Genomic DNA, 15,083 nt, shown 5'->3' on the forward strand with positions numbered 1-15,083 from the left:
CCGCCATAACAAACCAATGAGAAACAAACCATGTCGTTTGAGGCGTTTGCACCGTTTCGCGTGACGGTGCAGGACACCGACATCTTCGGTGTCAAAGGAGGCGCGGGGCCGCCGCTTCTGTTGCTGCACGGCCATCCGCAGACCCACATGATCTGGCATCGCGTCGCCGCGACGCTGGCGAATCACTTCACGGTGATCGCGACCGACCTGCGCGGCTACGGCGCGTCGGGCAGGCCGCCGAGCGACGCGCGGCATGCGCCGTATTCGAAACGCGCGATGGCGGCCGACCAGGTCGCCGTGATGCGGCATTTCGGCTTCGAGCAATTCCACGTCTGCGCGCACGATCGCGGCGCGCGCGTCGCGCACCGGCTCGCGCTCGATCATCCGGCGGCCGTCGAACGGATGATGCTGCTCGACATCGCGCCGACGCTCGCGATGTACGAACAGACCGACCGCGCGTTCGCGACCGCGTATTTCCACTGGTTCTTCCTGATCCAGCCGGCGCCGCTGCCCGAAACGCTGATCGAAGGCCGCACCGATGCGTACATCGAGCGCGTGATGGGCAACCGGTCCGCCGGGCTCGCGCCGTTCGCGCCGGAGGCGCTCGCCGCGTATCGCGCCGCGCTCGCGCAGCCGGGCGCGGTGCATGCGATGTGCGAGGACTACCGCGCGTCGGCGACGATCGATCTCGAGCACGACCGCGCGGATCTCGAGCGCGGCAACAAGGTCGCGTGCCCGCTGCGCGTGCTGTGGGGCGAAAACGGGATCGTCGGGCGCTGCTTCGATCCGCTCGACGAATGGCGGCGCGTCGCGCGCGACGTCAGCGGCCGCGCGCTCGATTGCGGGCACTACATTCCGGAGGAGGCGCCCGTCGCGCTGATCGACGAGCTGCTGGCGTTCTTCGAGGCGCGCGACGCGGCCGCGTGAGCGACGCCGGCCGCCGCGGCCAGCGCGGTGCTTGCCGCGCGGCGACGATCAGCGGCGCGTGGCGGCATCGTCGTCGACGAGCGGCGGCAGGCGGCGCGGCACCGGCGTCGATTTCACGATCGCCGTGCTCGTTTCCGCGCGCTCCGTCACCTTCGACAGGATGTCGTCGAGGTGCTCGATCGTGCGTAGATAGAGCCGGCAGATGAAGCAGTCCTCGCCGGTCACCTTGTCGCATTCGACGAACTCCGGAATCCGCCGCAACACTTCCTCGACGAGATGCAGCTGCCCGGGCAGCGGCTTCACGCGCACGATCGCCTGCAGCGTGTAGCCGAGCGCGCGCGGGTCGAGCTCGACGGTGAAACCCGCGATCACGCCCTGCGCTTCGAGCCGTCGCACGCGGTCGGCGGTCGCGGGCGCCGACAGCCCGATCTGGCGCGCCAGTTCGCTGGTGGCGATGCGCGCATCCTCGGCGAGCGCGGCGAGGATCGCGCGGTCGGTCGCGTCCAGCGACGCGACGGCGGGCGGGGAAAGGCGTTTCGACATGATCGCTTTGCTTTCGAAGGTGAATCGATGTTTTCGCTTCAGTTTAGTCGTGGATGCGCGGAAAGCAAGTTCCTAGAATCGAAGTCATCCCCTCTCGTCAAACGGAGTCCATGATGGCCTCGAACGAAATCCGCCGCGGTGCCGCCGAGATGGTCGTCGCGATGATGATGTCCGGCACGATCGGCTGGCTCGTGATGTCGTCGCAGCAACCGCTCACCAACGTCGTGTTCTTCCGCTGCCTGTTCGGCGCCGCGACGCTCGCGATCGTCTGCGCGGCGCTCGGCTTCCTGCGCCGCGCGCTGTTCTCGCCGCGCATGCTCGTGCTCGCGACGCTCGGCAGCGTCGCGATCGTCGCGAACTGGCTGCTGCTGTTCGCCGCGTATTCGCGCGCGTCGATCTCGATGGCGACGGCCGTCTACAACACGCAGCCGTTCATGCTCGTCGCGCTCGGCGCGATCGTGTTCCGCGAACGGATCAGCGCGTCGACGATCGCGTGGCTCGCGCTCGCCTTCTTCGGGCTCGTGTGCGTGGTGCGCGTCGAGCCGGCCGTGCTCGCGGTGCCCGGCGAATATCTCGAAGGCGTCGCGCTGTCGCTCGGCGCGGCGTTCCTGTACGCGGTGTCGTCGATCGTCACGAAGCATCTGAAGGGCACGCCGCCGCACCTGCTCGCGCTGCTGCAGGCCGGCCTCGGCATCGTGCTGCTCGCGCCGTTCGCGCACTTCGACACGTTGCCCGCGACGGCCGCGCAGTGGGTCGATCTCGTCGTGCTCGGCGTCGTGAACACCGGCGTGATGTATGTGCTGCTGTACGGTGCGATCCAGAAGCTGCCGGTCGCGATGACGGGCGCGCTGTCGTTCGTCTATCCGGTCGTCGCGATCATCGTCGATCGCGTCGCGTTCGGGCAGACGCTCGCGTGGACGCAGGTGCTCGGCGCGCTGCTGATCCTGCTCGCGGCGGCCGGCGTGAACCTCGGCTGGCGCATCGTGCCCGCGCGTCGCGCGGCGGTCGGCAACTGAAACGGTCGTGCGATTCGGCTTGCGGCCACGGCAGGTTGCCGACACCCGCCGGCGCCGCGTCCGGGAACGAAGGTTGCGCGCGCAAACCGCTGTAAGAAGTTGTAGGGAAACACCCGATGCGACGCTGCAGCGTCGCTCGTATGATGCGGGCTGTGACGTTGATCACGTTCACAGGATTCCGATCTCATGCCGTTCGCCAAGCAGGCCGAACGGCATTTTTTTATGCGTGAACCTGGCGTCGGCCGTGTACGGCCAGTTCGATGCCGGATCGCTTTACGCGAGCGAGTCGGGGTCGATCCGGCCACCCTCGATCACAAAGTGCGGACCGTCGATACCCGGCGCAAAGAGCCGCCAGTCCTCTTCGTCCGCCGTGCCGATGGGCGTGACGACCAGGCTCAGGCCAGCGGACAGCGTAAGCCATACTTGCCCCGATTCGCCTCCAAGCGCACGTTCAACGGTCGTCGGGCCGTGCTTGATTAATAGCGCATCGAGACGTTCCAAGATTTTGCGCGCTTCGTCGTCGGACCCGGAAACATCGTCCTGGGTCGCGACGATGTCATTTTGTCGCCGTATTTGCCAGTTGCATTGAATGTGCAGCGCCCATGCTCCGACCCATTTCAGCGTACCTTTTCGTGTGTTGGTTTGCCGCATCGGACCGAACTGCATCGTAAGCATGCCGGCTGCATGATGGATACCGCCTATGTCGAGACCCTCGAGAACGGCAAGGTGCCGGGTGATCCGTTCGTGAACGCTGGCCATTAGCTTCCCCCAAACATGTCTTGTGCGCGCTCGAGGATTTCACGGTATCCGAGCCCTTCTCCGCTTATTTCTTCGTGAAGCAGTCGTGCCTGACGCTTATTCAGTTCCATCATTTTGACAACGGCTTTGAATTGCCTGTTCTGTGCCTGATTATTGCCGGGCAGGCCGTCGCTGCCGGCCAGTTGAACTGCTTCATTAACAATCGATACGCCGGATTGATAGTCGAACGGTTGCGTACAACCGAGTGCTCTTGCCGTGGTGCCGTCCGGCAGACTGTCTCCCGGATTTGCTTGCCATACTGCAATTCCATCTTCGGCGGGAAGCTTGTGTCGCGTTCGGAGGGGAGCGCCGAAATTGGCCGCCTTACGGGGCGTGCGCTTGAATAACTGAGATGGCGTAAATGTGATCGAGTACGGCCGCGGTTCGTCGCTGGTGCGGCCGGGCGCTCCGGACGGGTGTGCCAGTTCGAAGAGCACGACGACATCACCGTTGCCGACAGCGCGCTGTAACGCCTGCGACAGTCGCTGCGGATCGGCACTATCGACATAGTGGTCGAGGCGGCAATCCTGAAGAAACCTGTGAAGGCGTGCCAATTGCGTCGTATCGCGCGTCAGGTCTCCCGCGCCGATCAACTGCGCCCGTTCCTTCCCCGCCTTTTCATCCGGTGAGCCGGCGGGGAAGCGCGAACAATATTCACTGCGACTGTAAAGCGAACAGCGTTGACCAACTCCCACAGAAAGTTCAAAGGACACGGACCCTCTCTTCGAGGAGGGTTCAACAACATATGACGCTCGTTGTTATCCCTCGTCGTAATTCACAGAGAGGGGCATCGTGAAGCAATTACCCGTGCCGCCAGTATTCGCGGCGTCGATCGTGCTGGCCAGGATCCATGACCGGATTCACGAAATGCCGGCGCGGTGCGGCTGCACACGATTTTTTTGAGTTCGATGCCGGGTAATGCCAAGGTTAGCGAGTGTCATGGTCGTTATCGTGCGGTAGCGGCGCGGATGGTCCTGTTCTTGGACGACACTCACGTCCGGACATTTTTATGCGCCGCTCCGCGCGAGCAGGCGCCGCCGCGCGTCGAGCCGGGCGAGCAACGCGCGCCTCGCGTCGTCGTCCGACGCGCGCCATCCCTTGATCTCGTCGCGCGTGCGCAGGCAGCCCGCGCACCAGTCGGTGCGCGGATCGATCCTGCATACGTCGGTGCACGGCGACGCGACCGTGCCGACCGGTACCGGCACGTCGCTCATGCGTCGTTGCGCAGCGCGACGTCGGCGACCGGCGCGCCGGTCAGCGAGACGAGTTCCTGCGGCGACAGGTTGAACACCGCGTGCGGATGGCCGGCGGCCGCCCACAGGCTGTCCAGTTCGAGCAGGTCGGCGTCGATCAGCGTGACCGGTTCGACGAGATGGCCGATCGGGCAGACGCCGCCGATCGCGTAGCCGGTGTTGTCGCGCACGAACTTCGCATCGGCGCGGCCGACCGCGCCCACTTGCGCGGCGACCTTCTTCTCGTCGACGCGGTTCGCGCCGCTCGCGACGACGAGCACCGGCAGGCCGTCCGATTCGCGGCGAAACAGGATCGACTTCGCGATCTGCGCGACCTCGCAGCCGAGCCCGGCCGCGGCTTCGGCGGAAGTCTTGCCGGTTTCGGCGAGCATCACGATCCCTTTCGCGTGCCCGCGTTCGCGCAGCAGCAGCGCGACGCGTCGCGCGGAATCGGGGAGAGAGTCGAATGAAGCGGGTGTCGTCATGGAGAATCCGTCAGTGTCGGGGTCAGACGCAGCTCGGCGTGTCGGCCGCGCTCTGCGCCTTGGCGAGCAGTGCGCGACCGGCGCGCGACACGTTCGCGCGGCCGATCGCATTGGAGATGAAGTCGCCGGCGGCGACCACCTGCGCGAGGTCGATGCCGGTGTCGATGCCGAGGCCCTGCATCAGGTACAGCACGTCCTCGGTCGCGACGTTGCCGGTCGCGCCCTTCGCATACGGGCAGCCGCCGAGGCCGGCGACCGACGCGTGAAAGATCTCGATCCCTTCGAACAGCGCCGCGTAGATGTTCGCGAGCGCCTGGCCGTAGGTGTCGTGGAAGTGGCCCGACAGCCGCTCGCGCGGAAACACCCGCGTGACGGCCGACAGCACTTCGCGCGTGCGCTTCGGCGTGCCGACGCCGATCGTGTCGGCGATGTCGATCTCGTCGCAGCCGAGCGCGGCGAAGCGTTCGACGACGTCGACGACCGAGGCGACCGGCACCTCGCCCTGGTACGGGCAGCCGAGCGTGCACGACACGCTGCCGCGCAGCCGCAGGCCGGCATCCTTCGCGGCCTTCGCGACCGGCTCGAAGCGCGCGATGCTCTCGGCGATGCTGCAGTTGATGTTCCGCTGCGAGAACGCCTCGCTCGCCGCGCCGAAGATCACCACTTCGTCGGCGCGCGCGGCGAGCGCGTTCTCGAAGCCCTTGAGGTTCGGCGTGAGCACCGAATACACGGTGCCCGCGCGCCGCTCGATGCCGGCCATCACGTCGGCGCCGTCGGCCATCTGCGGCACCCATTTCGGCGACACGAACGACGCGGCCTCGATATTGCGGAAGCCGGCGCGCGACAGCCGGTCGACGAGCGCGATCTTCACGTCGGTCGGCACGAAGGTCTTTTCGTTCTGCAGCCCGTCGCGTGGGCCGACTTCGACGATCTTGACGGCGGTGGGGAACGTCATGGTTGTCTCCAGTTTGGTATAGGCGGAATTCAGTAGCCGCGCGCGTAGTCGACGATGCCGCCGACATGCTCGCCGCGCTCGAGCGCGCGGATCTTGCCGGCGATCTGCTCGACGGCTTCGTCGCGCAGCGTCTCGGCCGAGCTGTGCGGCGTGATCGTGATGCGCGGCGCGTGCCAGAACGGGTGATCGACGGGCAGCGGCTCGTGCTGGAACACGTCGAGCGTCGCGGCGGCGATCCGGCCGCTCGCGAGCGCGTCGAGCAGGTCGGCCTCGACGAGATGCGCGCCGCGTGCGACGTTCACCAGGTACGCGCCCGGCGCCAGCCTCGCGAAGGTCCGTGCCGACAGGATTCCGTCGGTATCGCGCGTGCTCGGCAGCAGGTTCACGAGCACCTTCGCGCCGTCGATGCACGCGTCGAACGCGCCGTCGCCCGCGAAGGTCTCGACACCGTCGAGCCGTTTCGGGCTGCGGCTGTAGCCGCGCACCGGCAGGCCGAGCGCCGCGAGCGCCTGCGCGACCTGCCCGCCGAGCACGCCGAGACCGAGCACCGCGACGGTGAAACTCGCGCGCGGATGCGGCTCGAGCACCTGCCAGCGGCGCTCGCGCTGCAGCGCGTCGTATTCGTCGAAGCGGCGCAGGTAGCGCAGCACCGCGTGCGTCACGTATTCGATCATCTGCCGCGCCATGCCCGAATCCTCGAGACGCACCAGCGGCACGTCGCGCGGCAGCGTGCCGGGATGCGCGCGGTCGAGCGCGAGCAGCGCGTCGACGCCCGCGCCGAGATTGAAGATCGCGCGCAGGCCGTCGCGCGGCGCGAACAGCTCGCGCGGCGCGCGCCAGACGAGCGCGTAGTCGGCGGCGCCCGCGTCGCCCGGCTGCCACGCGCGCAGCTCGGCCTCGGGCAGCGCCCGCGCGATCGCGTCGCGCCATGCGTCGGCTTCCTGATGCGGCGAGTAGAACAGGATCTTCATGCGCCTACTTCGCGAACAGCTGGCCGATGTCGGCGAACGCCTTGAACTCCAGCGCGTTGCCGCACGGATCGAGGAAGAACATCGTCGCCTGCTCGCCGACCTCGCCCTTGAAGCGGATGTGCGGCTCGATCACGAAGCGCGTGTGCGCGGCCTTGAGCTTGTCGGCGAGCGCCTGCCATTCATCCATCGACAGCACGACGCCGAAATGGCGCACGGGCACGTCGTCGCCGTCGACCGGGTTCACCGCGCTCTTGCCGGTTTCGTCCGGCGCGAGGTGCGCGACGAGCTGGTGCCCGAAGAAATCGAAGTCGACCCAGTGTTCCGAGCTGCGGCCTTCGGGGCAGCCGAGCAGGCCGCCGTAGAACGCGCGCGCGCCGGCGAGGCTCGACACGGGAAAGGCGAGATGGAACGGGCGCAGCGCGCCGGCGGGCGTAGCGGACATCGGGCGTCTCCTGTCGATCGAACCGGCGCGGCGGCGCCCGGTTCGATCCGATGCAAGGCAAGCGGGAAGCCCACATTCTACGGTTTCGTGGCGCGTTGCGCCGCCGCGAGGCGGCCGGCCCGCGCAAAAGCAAAGCACAAAATATTGGTTCGGCCGCCGCGCGCGGCACGCCACAATCGAATCCCGTCTTCAAGCAAAGCAAGCGAGGGCAATCATGCGCGCATGCAGCAAATCGGCGTGGCCGCCGCGGCTCGTGACCGTTCCGGGCCTGCACGGCAGCGAAGGCGCCCACTGGCAGACCTGGCTGGAGCGGCAGTTCCCGCGTTCGCTGCGGGTCGAACAGGCCGACTGGGATGCGCCGGACCTCGCGCGCTGGGCGCAGTCCGTACGCGCGCTGCTCGACCGCGAGCGCGGCCCGTTCGTGCTGGCCGCGCACAGCTTCGGCTGCCTCGCGGCCGCGCATGCGCTCGCGCAATGGCCGCCGACGGCCGACGTCGCGGGCGTGCTGTTCGTCGCGCCGGCCAGTCCGAAGAAATTCACCTTTGCCGGGCCGTTCGACGCGCGCCGGCTCGCGGTGCCGTCGATCGTGATCGGCAGCGAGACCGATCCGTGGATGCCGCTCGCCGATGCGCGCACGCTCGCGCGGCGGCTCGGCAGCGCATTCGTCAACCTCGGCGACGCGGGACACATCAACACCGCGGCCGGCTTCGGGCCGTGGCCGCGCGCGAAGTACTTCATCGACACATTGGTGCATTGCGCGGCGCCGCTGCGCTTTCGCGACGCGGACGACGGCTTCGACGCCGCGCTCGTCGACCGCGCGCTCGCGCACGCGATCTGACACTCACACGCACGCGGTGCGCGGCCGGGGCCGCGCACCGCCGTGCCGCTGCGCTTACGACGCGGAAACGGGCCGCACCGCGGCCGGATCCGAGTAGCTCGGCCGGCCGTTCTCGACGTGGCCCGCGAAGCGGCGCGAGAACGTGCCGTTCGCGCCGTCGCTCACCGTCACGTCATACCAGTGATGGCTCGACGCGAGCGCCCATTGCTCGACGTGTTCGTCGCCGCCGTGCAGCGTCACCTGGCGCGCGGGCGTGCCGTATGCGTTGTCGGCCAGCGTCAGCGTCACGTGGCCCGCGCCATGGTTGCGCAGCTTCAGGTACAGGTTGCCGTTCGCGATGTCGTAGCCGGCCTTCACTTCCGGCTGCGCATGGTTGCGGCGGCGCGCCGTCGCGGCCGACACGTTGCCCGCGAACATCCGCACGAAGCCGTTCGGCCCGTACACCGAGAACGCATACGCGCCGTTCGTCTCCGTCAGGTCGAAGTCCGCGTGCAGCACGCGGCGCGCGCCGACCGTGTAGCGCCACGGGCCGTCGGTGCGGTTCGTCGCGTACACCTGGAAGTGCGCGCCCTGGTTGCCGCGGTTCGCGAACTCGATGCGCAGCGTGTTGCCGCCGTAGAGGCTCGCGTTCACGTGCAGTTCGTACGGCAGCGCGCGCGCGGGCCGCACGCCGGGTTCCTGCGGATCGATCGGCGACGGCGTCGCGGGCACGGTCGGCGCGGGTTGCGACGTGCATTGCTGGTCGGCGATCGAGCGGTACTGGCTCGTGTCGGGCAGCGTCGGGAACGACGCGTCGGACGAACGGAAGTCGAACGCGGCGGTGAGGTCGCCGCAGACGGTCCGGCGCCACGGCGTGATGTTCGGTTCGTCGACGCCGAAGCGCTCGCCGATGAAGCGGATCACCGACGTGTGGTCGAACACCTGCGAGCATACGAAGCCGCCTTTCGACCACGGCGACACGACCGTCATCGGCACGCGCGGCCCGAGGCCGTACGGCAGGCCGTCGGCCGTGTAGCTGCCGCCGCGGCCGGGATTCACGACCGTGTGCAGCTCGCCGTCGGTGGTCACGGTCGATGCGCCCTGCGCGGCCGACGTCGGCGGCTGCGGCGGCACGACGTGATCGAAGAAGCCGTCGTTCTCGTCGTACATGATGAACAGCACCGTCTTCGCCCACACGTCCGGATTCGCCGTGAGCGCGTCGAGGATCTGCGACGTGTAGTTCGCGCCGTATGCCGGCGTGTATTTCGGGTGCTCGGAGAACACGGCGGGCGGCAGCAGCCACGACACCTGCGGCAGGCGGTCGTTGATCACGTCGTCCTTCAGGTTGTCGAGCGTGCGCACCGTCTGCGCGCGCTGGTACAGCGACGAGCCCGGCTTCGCGTTGATGAAGTTCGTGAAGTTCTGCAGGATGTTCGTGCCGTAATTGCCGTTGTACGGATCGGCCCACGTGAGCCCCTGCTGGTAGATCTGCCACGACACGCCGCGCGCCTCGAGCCGTTCGGGGAAGGTCGTCCACGACAGCAGCTGATACGCGGGCGGCAGGTCGCCGTCGACGTAGTCGGCGTTGTCGAGCAGCGGGCCGCCGAACTTGCCGGTCGGGTCGACCGTGCCCGTCATCAGGTACGAGCGGTTCGGGTGCGTCGGCCCCGGCAGCGAGCAGAAGTAGTTGTCGCACACGGTGAACGCATCGGCGAGCGCGTAGTGGAACGGGATGTCCTCGCGCACGTGATAGCCCATCGTCATGTCGGTCTTGTTCGCGGGCCACTGGTCGTAGCGGCCGCCGTCGATCGCCGCGTGGGTTTTCGCCCACGAGTGGTCGAGCGCGCCGAGGCACTGCGCGCTGGTCGTCTTCGTGTCGAGCCGGAACGGCAGCACGGGCTTCGCCGGATCTTCCTTCGACGGCTGGTACCACACCGGCTTGCCGTTCGGCAGCGGGATCGGGAAGCGGTCGTTGTAGCCGCGCACGCCGCGCAGGTGTCCGAAGTAATGGTCGAACGAACGGTTTTCCTGCATGAACACGACGATGTGCTCGACATCGCGGATCGTGCCGGTGCCGCGCGCGGCCGGAATCGCGAGCGCGCGGCGGATCGACTCGGGGAACGCGTTGAGCGCGACGGCCGCGCCCGCGGATTGTGCGACGGTATGCAGGAAACGGCGGCGGCTGGATGACGTCATGTTATTTCACCTCGGTTCTGCGATCGGGGGGCAGGGACAGGAACGGCGGGATCAGTGCGCCGACGATGCGGCGACGCCGGACGCGCCCGCGTTCGCCGCGGGCTTCGTGTCGTCGTCATCGTCGGGCGGGTAGTGGACGACGGGCGGCGCGAGCGGTGCGGCATCGGACGCGGCGGCGTGCGCGCCCGCGTCGCTGTTGAACGCGCTCGCGGAGCCGGGCGATGCGCCGGCCTGTTGGGAGGTGTCGGCCGCGTGCGCGTCGTGCGGCGCGTCGTCGCTGCAGGCGGCGATGACGGTGGCGGCACATAGAACGACGACGAGGGCAACGCGACGCATGACTTCTCTCCTGGCAGGCGGATCGGGAAACGTTTTCGAGTATGCCGGTGTGATGCGACGATTCGGTGAATCGTTTGCGACCGGAGCATGATCGCGAACGGCTTTCGTCGAGCCGACTAAATGCTTTCGCGCGCTTCGCCGCGCAGGCGGGCGCCGTGTGTCAGCGGCGCGGCGTCCGGCGCCGCACTTCGCTGCGCAGCCAGTCGAGCCACGTACGGATCGCCGCTTCGCGCGGATGATCGGGGCGCCACACCACGTAGTGCGCATACACGTCGGTCACGCGCACCGTCGACACGCGCACGAGCGTGCCGGCCGCGAGTTCGGGTTCGATCAGCGAGCGGCGCGCAAGCGCGACGCCGCGTCCTTTCAGCGTCGCGTCGATCAATGCGTTCGCGTCGGTGAAGCGCGGCGCGCGCGCGGATTCGGTCAGGTCGAGCCGCGCGGCCTGGAACCACGGTTCCCAAGGCTGCGCGGGATGGCGCAGCAGCGTCGCGCGCACGAGATCGGCCGGCGCGCGCGGCGCGATGCCGTCGCGATTGCGGTACGCGGGGCTCGCGACCGGGAACACCGTCTCGTTCATCAGCTTCTCGGCGACGACGCCCGGCCAGCTGCCGGGCCCGTAGCGCAGCGCGACGTCGATGCGGTCGCGCTTGCGCAGCGGCGCGAGCGCCGCGTCCGGATGCAGCACGATCGCGATGTGCGGATGCGCGGCCGCGAAGCGCGGCAGGCGTGGCACGAGCCAGCGCTCGGCGACGCTCGGCAGCACGCTCACGTTCAGCGTGACGTCGCAGGTACGCGGGCGGTTGCGCGCGGCGAGCGCCGGCTCGAACGCGCGTTCGAGCACACTCAGGCCCTGGCGCACCTGCAGCACGAGCGCATGCGCGGCATGTGTCGGCGTCGCGCCGCTGCGCTCGCGCGTGAACAGCGGATGGCCGAGCTGCGCTTCGAGCGCGCGGATGTGCTGGCTGACCGCGCCTTGCGTGAGCGCGAGTTCGTCGGCCGCGCGCGTGAAGCTCTGCAGCCGCACGGCGGCTTCGAACGCACGCAACGTCTGCAGCGGGGGAAGGTGAATGCGTCGCATCGCGCATTAGTATCACTAATGCCCGAGCACGACAATTCATCGTTTGCGGCGGCGGTCGATGCGTTCCTACACTCGGTGCCGTCTTTCAACAGGGGCCCACCGGGCAACGCCATCATGAACGCCTATCGTCTCTATCTTTCTCCGGGCGCATGTTCGCTCGCCGCTCACATCGCGCTCGAGGAAACCGGCGCGCCGTTCGACATCGAGATCGTGTCCGTGCGCGAGCAGCAGAACCTCGATGCGCGTTATCTCGCGATCAACCCGAAGGCGCGCGTGCCCGTGCTCGCGATTCCGGGCGAGCCGCGCGTGCTGACCGAAACGCCCGCGATCCTCACGTATCTCGCGCGCCGTCATCCGGACGCGCGGTTGCTGCCGCTTGACGATCCGCTGCGCGAGGCGCGTTGTCACGAATGGCTCGCCTGGCTGGTCGGCTGGGTGCATGGCGTCGGCTACGGCACGCTGTGGCGGCCGGGGCGCTTCATCGGCGATCCGGCGCTGCACGGTGCGGTCAGCGCGCACGGGCGTGACGTGATCGATGCGGCGAACGCCACGATCGAAGCCGCGCTCGCCGACGGACGCACGTGGGCCGAGCCGGGCGGCCATTCGATCGTCGATCCGTTCCTGCTGGTGCTGTATCGCTGGGGCGTCGCGATCGGGCTCGACATGGCGCGGCATCCCGCGTGGACCGCGCACGCGCAGCGCGAGGCCGAGCGGCCGGCCGCGCGGCGTGCGCTGGCGCGCGAGGCGGCATGACGGTGGGCGGACTTCGTGGCATGCGCGCGATGGGCTGAATGCATGTGCCGCAAGCGGGACGGCGTCCGCGCGTGCCGCGCGCTGGCGATCGTGGTCGTTACCGCGCGAACAGCGGCCAGGTCGCAGCCGCGATCAGCGCGGCCGCGAGCCAGACCACGCTCCACGAGCTGACGGCGAGCAGCGGCGGAATCGCGAGCGGCGTCGCGAACAGCCCGAGATAGACGATCGTGTTCGCCATCCCGAGCGCGGTGCCGGCGTGGTTCGCGCCCGCGAGCGTCGCGAGTTCGGTATACGCGACGCCGTGCCACGCCGACACGCAGATGCCGGCGAACACGAGGATCGCGACGATCGCGGCGAGCGGCACGTGCGGGCTGCCGGCGGTGGCGGCCGCGAGCAGCGCGAACGAACCGGCCGCGACGCACACCGACCCGCGCAGGTACGCCCGCCGGTTGCCGTGCCGGTCGGTATGGCGGCCGCTCCACACGCGCATCACCATCGCGCCGAGCTGCAGCGCGACCATCGCCGCGCTGATGCCGGCCAGGCCGAGCCGGCCGAAATCGTGCAGGAATACGGTCGCGAACGTGAGCACCGCGAACTGCGGCGCACACAGCGCGCCGATGCCGAGCACGATGCGCCACACGCGGCCGCTCGCAAGCGGGCTGCGCGCGGGCGCGGCCGGCTGCTGTTGCGTGACGGGGCGGTGCGCGCCGGCCGGCGCGTCGGGCGGTTCGTGCAGCCAGCGCCACGTCAGCGCGGCCGATCCGGCGCACAGCAGCATCAACGCGCCGTACACCGCGGCGAAGCCCGCATGCGACGCGAGCGACGGCAGCAGCGCCGCGCCGACACCGCCGCCGAGCGGCACGGCCGTCTGGCGGATGCTCATCGCGAGCCCGCGTTCGCGCTCGCCGAACCAGCGCATCACCGCGCGTCCGCTCGATCCGTTCACGCTGCCGCCGAGCAGGCCGACGCAGCACATCGCCGCGACGACCCGCATGAGCGGCGGCACCGCGTGCGCGGTCGGGACGATCGCGGCCACCATCAGCGCAAGCATCGCGGCCGTCGCGACGAGGCCCGTGAGGAGCACGCGACGATCGCCGAAGCGGTCGGCGGCGATGCCCCACGGCAACTCCGACAGCGCGACGCCGAAGCCGAGCGCGCCGAGCACGAGGCCGAGCGCGCCGTTGTCGAGGTGATAGGCCGAGCGCATCCACACGGCGGTGGTCGGAATGCCGGCCGCGGCCGCGGAAAAGCTCATGTTCGCGGCGACGCCGGCCGCGAGCACGCGCCAGCGATGGGCCGGGCCGCGCGCGGCGTGCGCGGGCGAGGACGGGGAAGCGAGGCAGGAGGTATCCATGGCGACAGGGCCCGTTCGGGAAATTGACATCGCCAGTGTGGCGACCTACATTCATCCTGAAAATCGGAAAGTTTTTGATGAATCATTCGATAAAACGGGATGATTGAAATGTCCGGACAAGACAATGCCCACGGCGCGGCGGCGCTCGCGGCACCCGACGCCACGCTGGCCCGGCCGAACTTCGACGTCGCGGCGTTGCGCAGCCTGGTGGCGGGCGTGGATCTCGGCAGCTTCGCGAAGGCCGCCGATCGCGTCGCGCGTTCGTCGTCGGCGGTGAGCGCGCAGATCCGCAAGCTTGAGGAACAGGCCGGCACGCCGTTGTTCGTGAAGGCCGGACGCGGGCTCGCGCTGACCGACGCCGGCGACGCGATGCTGCGCTATGCGCGGCGGATGATCGAGCTGAACGACGAAGCGGCCGCGGCGGTGCGCGGCGTGAATCTCGACGGCTGGGTGCGGGTCGGCCTGCAGGAGGACTTCGGCGAAGCGATCCTGCCGGACGTGCTCGGGCGTTTCGCGCGGGCGCATCCGAAGGTGAGGATCGAGGCGCGCGTCGCGCGCAATGCCGAGTTGCTCGAGCGGCTCGACGCGAACCAGCTCGATCTCGCGCTCGTGTGGGGCGATCCGGCGTCGGCGACGCTCGTGTCGCGCGCGGGCATCGGCAGCGACGCGATCGCGCAGGTGCCGATGCAGTGGATCGCGGCGGTCGGCGCGAGCGGCTTCGGGATGCCGGACGGCGACGGGCCGGCGGATGCGGCCGACGACGACGGCGCGTGTCTTCGTGCGATGCGCGCGTCGGGCGAGCCGCTGCCGCTCGTCGTGTTCGACCGGCCGTGCCGCTTCTTCGGCGCGGCGACCGATGCGCTCGATCGCGCGGACGTGCCGTGGCGCGTCGCGTTCACGACGCCGAGCCTGGCCGGGTTGTGGGCCGCGGCGGCGGCCGGCCTCGGGCTGACGGTGCGCTCGCATTACGGGCTGCCCGCGTCGGTGCGCGTGCTCGACGCGGCGGCGTCCGGGCTGCCGGTGCTGCCGAGCCTGCCGTTGATGCTGCTGCGGCGGACGTCGTCGGCGACGCCGACCGTCGAGCGGCTCGCGCGGATCGTCACGCAGGCGGTGCGGGACGCGACGGCGGGGGAGGGGGTGGCGCTGGCGGCGTGACGAAACCTTTCGTGGCAGCGCG

General features: G+C 69.1%; 17 protein-coding genes. 5 read left to right on the forward strand and 12 right to left on the reverse strand.

Features of this window, described 5'->3' with window-relative positions:
* Positions 1 to 30 precede the first annotated feature (30 nt).
* On the forward strand, positions 31 to 927 hold the full coding sequence (locus tag ACV22V_RS12950) for an alpha/beta fold hydrolase (protein WP_059691383.1): 897 nt from the start codon (positions 31 to 33) through the stop codon (positions 925 to 927).
* A 48-nt stretch (positions 928 to 975) separates the two neighbouring features.
* On the opposite strand, the gene ACV22V_RS12955 is transcribed toward ACV22V_RS12950, so the two are convergent.
* Complete coding sequence (locus tag ACV22V_RS12955) at positions 976 to 1,470, reverse strand: Lrp/AsnC family transcriptional regulator (RefSeq protein WP_059523896.1); 495 nt, start codon at positions 1,468 to 1,470, stop codon at positions 976 to 978.
* Positions 1,471 to 1,583: 113 nt separating this feature from the next.
* Here ACV22V_RS12955 and ACV22V_RS12960 point away from each other — a divergent pair, with 113 nt between their 5' ends.
* Positions 1,584 to 2,486 carry a DMT family transporter gene (locus ACV22V_RS12960; RefSeq protein ID WP_223964895.1) on the forward strand — a complete coding sequence of 301 codons (903 nt, stop codon included), beginning with the start codon at positions 1,584 to 1,586 and terminating at the stop codon, positions 2,484 to 2,486.
* Between the two features lie 273 nt (positions 2,487 to 2,759).
* Here ACV22V_RS12960 and ACV22V_RS12965 read toward each other — a convergent pair whose 3' ends face one another.
* The 7 genes from ACV22V_RS12965 to ACV22V_RS12995 all read right to left on the reverse strand — a co-directional run bounded on the left by ACV22V_RS12965 (position 2,760) and on the right by ACV22V_RS12995 (position 7,369).
* Positions 2,760 to 3,245, reverse strand: a complete 486-nt coding sequence (locus ACV22V_RS12965) for a hypothetical protein (protein WP_448014109.1) — start codon at positions 3,243 to 3,245, stop codon at positions 2,760 to 2,762.
* Positions 3,245 to 3,997, reverse strand: coding sequence for a hypothetical protein (locus ACV22V_RS12970; protein WP_448014111.1), 753 nt, complete (start codon positions 3,995 to 3,997; stop codon positions 3,245 to 3,247). Before ACV22V_RS12970 ends, ACV22V_RS12965 begins: the two co-directional genes overlap by 1 nt.
* Before the next feature lie 294 nt (positions 3,998 to 4,291).
* Positions 4,292 to 4,498: a DUF1289 domain-containing protein gene (locus tag ACV22V_RS12975; protein WP_006762224.1), complete on the reverse strand. Its 207-nt coding sequence runs from the start codon at positions 4,496 to 4,498 to the stop codon at positions 4,292 to 4,294.
* Positions 4,495 to 5,001, reverse strand: coding sequence for a YbaK/EbsC family protein (locus tag ACV22V_RS12980; protein WP_059523903.1), 507 nt, complete (start codon positions 4,999 to 5,001; stop codon positions 4,495 to 4,497). Before ACV22V_RS12980 ends, ACV22V_RS12975 begins: the two co-directional genes overlap by 4 nt.
* A gap of 22 nt (positions 5,002 to 5,023) precedes the next feature.
* Positions 5,024 to 5,956, reverse strand: a complete 933-nt coding sequence (locus tag ACV22V_RS12985) for a hydroxymethylglutaryl-CoA lyase (protein ID WP_059523908.1) — start codon at positions 5,954 to 5,956, stop codon at positions 5,024 to 5,026.
* A 29-nt stretch (positions 5,957 to 5,985) separates the two neighbouring features.
* The gene (locus tag ACV22V_RS12990) at positions 5,986 to 6,927 is read right to left on the reverse strand and encodes a 2-hydroxyacid dehydrogenase (RefSeq protein ID WP_448014112.1); all 942 of its coding nucleotides are present in this window, start codon (positions 6,925 to 6,927) and stop codon (positions 5,986 to 5,988) included.
* A 4-nt stretch (positions 6,928 to 6,931) separates the two neighbouring features.
* Positions 6,932 to 7,369 carry a VOC family protein gene (locus ACV22V_RS12995; RefSeq protein ID WP_059599989.1) on the reverse strand — a complete coding sequence of 146 codons (438 nt, stop codon included), beginning with the start codon at positions 7,367 to 7,369 and terminating at the stop codon, positions 6,932 to 6,934.
* A 214-nt stretch (positions 7,370 to 7,583) separates the two neighbouring features.
* Between ACV22V_RS12995 and ACV22V_RS13000 the strand changes: the two genes are divergently transcribed.
* Entirely contained in the window at positions 7,584 to 8,207 is a 624-nt protein-coding gene (locus ACV22V_RS13000) for an RBBP9/YdeN family alpha/beta hydrolase (RefSeq protein WP_059523910.1), read from the forward strand.
* Between the two features lie 54 nt (positions 8,208 to 8,261).
* Here ACV22V_RS13000 and ACV22V_RS13005 read toward each other — a convergent pair whose 3' ends face one another.
* The 3 genes from ACV22V_RS13005 to ACV22V_RS13015 all read right to left on the reverse strand — a co-directional run bounded on the left by ACV22V_RS13005 (position 8,262) and on the right by ACV22V_RS13015 (position 11,799).
* Positions 8,262 to 10,382, reverse strand: a complete 2,121-nt coding sequence (locus tag ACV22V_RS13005; RefSeq protein WP_059523911.1) for a phosphocholine-specific phospholipase C — start codon at positions 10,380 to 10,382, stop codon at positions 8,262 to 8,264.
* 51 nt (positions 10,383 to 10,433) lie between these two features.
* Complete coding sequence (locus ACV22V_RS13010) at positions 10,434 to 10,718, reverse strand: hypothetical protein (RefSeq protein WP_448014114.1); 285 nt, start codon at positions 10,716 to 10,718, stop codon at positions 10,434 to 10,436.
* A 160-nt stretch (positions 10,719 to 10,878) separates the two neighbouring features.
* The gene (locus tag ACV22V_RS13015) at positions 10,879 to 11,799 is read right to left on the reverse strand and encodes a LysR substrate-binding domain-containing protein (protein WP_059691389.1); all 921 of its coding nucleotides are present in this window, start codon (positions 11,797 to 11,799) and stop codon (positions 10,879 to 10,881) included.
* A gap of 114 nt (positions 11,800 to 11,913) precedes the next feature.
* Here ACV22V_RS13015 and ACV22V_RS13020 point away from each other — a divergent pair, with 114 nt between their 5' ends.
* Complete coding sequence (locus ACV22V_RS13020) at positions 11,914 to 12,552, forward strand: glutathione S-transferase family protein (RefSeq protein WP_059523917.1); 639 nt, start codon at positions 11,914 to 11,916, stop codon at positions 12,550 to 12,552.
* Between the two features lie 97 nt (positions 12,553 to 12,649).
* Here the strand turns inward: ACV22V_RS13020 and ACV22V_RS13025 are convergent, their stop codons facing one another.
* A complete protein-coding gene (locus ACV22V_RS13025) occupies positions 12,650 to 13,906 on the reverse strand; it encodes an MFS transporter (RefSeq protein WP_448014116.1) in 1,257 nt (418 codons plus the stop codon).
* Positions 13,907 to 14,014: 108 nt separating this feature from the next.
* On the opposite strand from ACV22V_RS13025, the gene ACV22V_RS13030 reads away from it, so the two are divergent.
* The gene (locus ACV22V_RS13030; RefSeq protein ID WP_448014117.1) at positions 14,015 to 15,061 is read left to right on the forward strand and encodes a LysR substrate-binding domain-containing protein; all 1,047 of its coding nucleotides are present in this window, start codon (positions 14,015 to 14,017) and stop codon (positions 15,059 to 15,061) included.
* The last annotated feature ends 22 nt before the right edge of the window (positions 15,062 to 15,083 follow it).

Source organism: Burkholderia sp. AW33-5, from assembly GCF_053427615.1.

Excerpts from the sequence above, each read along its gene's own strand:
- ACV22V_RS12950 (WP_059691383.1), top strand. The coding sequence starts at position 31 with ATGTCGTTTGAGGCGTTTGCACCGTTTCGCGTGACGGTGCAGGACACC.
- ACV22V_RS12955 (WP_059523896.1), bottom strand. The coding sequence starts at position 1,470 with ATGTCGAAACGCCTTTCCCCGCCCGCCGTCGCGTCGCTGGACGCGACC.
- ACV22V_RS12960 (WP_223964895.1), top strand. The coding sequence starts at position 1,584 with ATGGCCTCGAACGAAATCCGCCGCGGTGCCGCCGAGATGGTCGTCGCG.
- ACV22V_RS12965 (WP_448014109.1), bottom strand. The coding sequence starts at position 3,245 with ATGGCCAGCGTTCACGAACGGATCACCCGGCACCTTGCCGTTCTCGAG.
- ACV22V_RS12975 (WP_006762224.1), bottom strand. The coding sequence starts at position 4,498 with ATGAGCGACGTGCCGGTACCGGTCGGCACGGTCGCGTCGCCGTGCACC.
- ACV22V_RS12980 (WP_059523903.1), bottom strand. The coding sequence starts at position 5,001 with ATGACGACACCCGCTTCATTCGACTCTCTCCCCGATTCCGCGCGACGC.
- ACV22V_RS12985 (WP_059523908.1), bottom strand. The coding sequence starts at position 5,956 with ATGACGTTCCCCACCGCCGTCAAGATCGTCGAAGTCGGCCCACGCGAC.
- ACV22V_RS12990 (WP_448014112.1), bottom strand. The coding sequence starts at position 6,927 with ATGAAGATCCTGTTCTACTCGCCGCATCAGGAAGCCGACGCATGGCGC.
- ACV22V_RS12995 (WP_059599989.1), bottom strand. The coding sequence starts at position 7,369 with ATGTCCGCTACGCCCGCCGGCGCGCTGCGCCCGTTCCATCTCGCCTTT.
- ACV22V_RS13000 (WP_059523910.1), top strand. The coding sequence starts at position 7,584 with ATGCGCGCATGCAGCAAATCGGCGTGGCCGCCGCGGCTCGTGACCGTT.
- ACV22V_RS13005 (WP_059523911.1), bottom strand. The coding sequence starts at position 10,382 with ATGACGTCATCCAGCCGCCGCCGTTTCCTGCATACCGTCGCACAATCC.
- ACV22V_RS13010 (WP_448014114.1), bottom strand. The coding sequence starts at position 10,718 with ATGCGTCGCGTTGCCCTCGTCGTCGTTCTATGTGCCGCCACCGTCATC.
- ACV22V_RS13015 (WP_059691389.1), bottom strand. The coding sequence starts at position 11,799 with ATGCGACGCATTCACCTTCCCCCGCTGCAGACGTTGCGTGCGTTCGAA.
- ACV22V_RS13020 (WP_059523917.1), top strand. The coding sequence starts at position 11,914 with ATGAACGCCTATCGTCTCTATCTTTCTCCGGGCGCATGTTCGCTCGCC.
- ACV22V_RS13025 (WP_448014116.1), bottom strand. The coding sequence starts at position 13,906 with ATGGATACCTCCTGCCTCGCTTCCCCGTCCTCGCCCGCGCACGCCGCG.
- ACV22V_RS13030 (WP_448014117.1), top strand. The coding sequence starts at position 14,015 with ATGTCCGGACAAGACAATGCCCACGGCGCGGCGGCGCTCGCGGCACCC.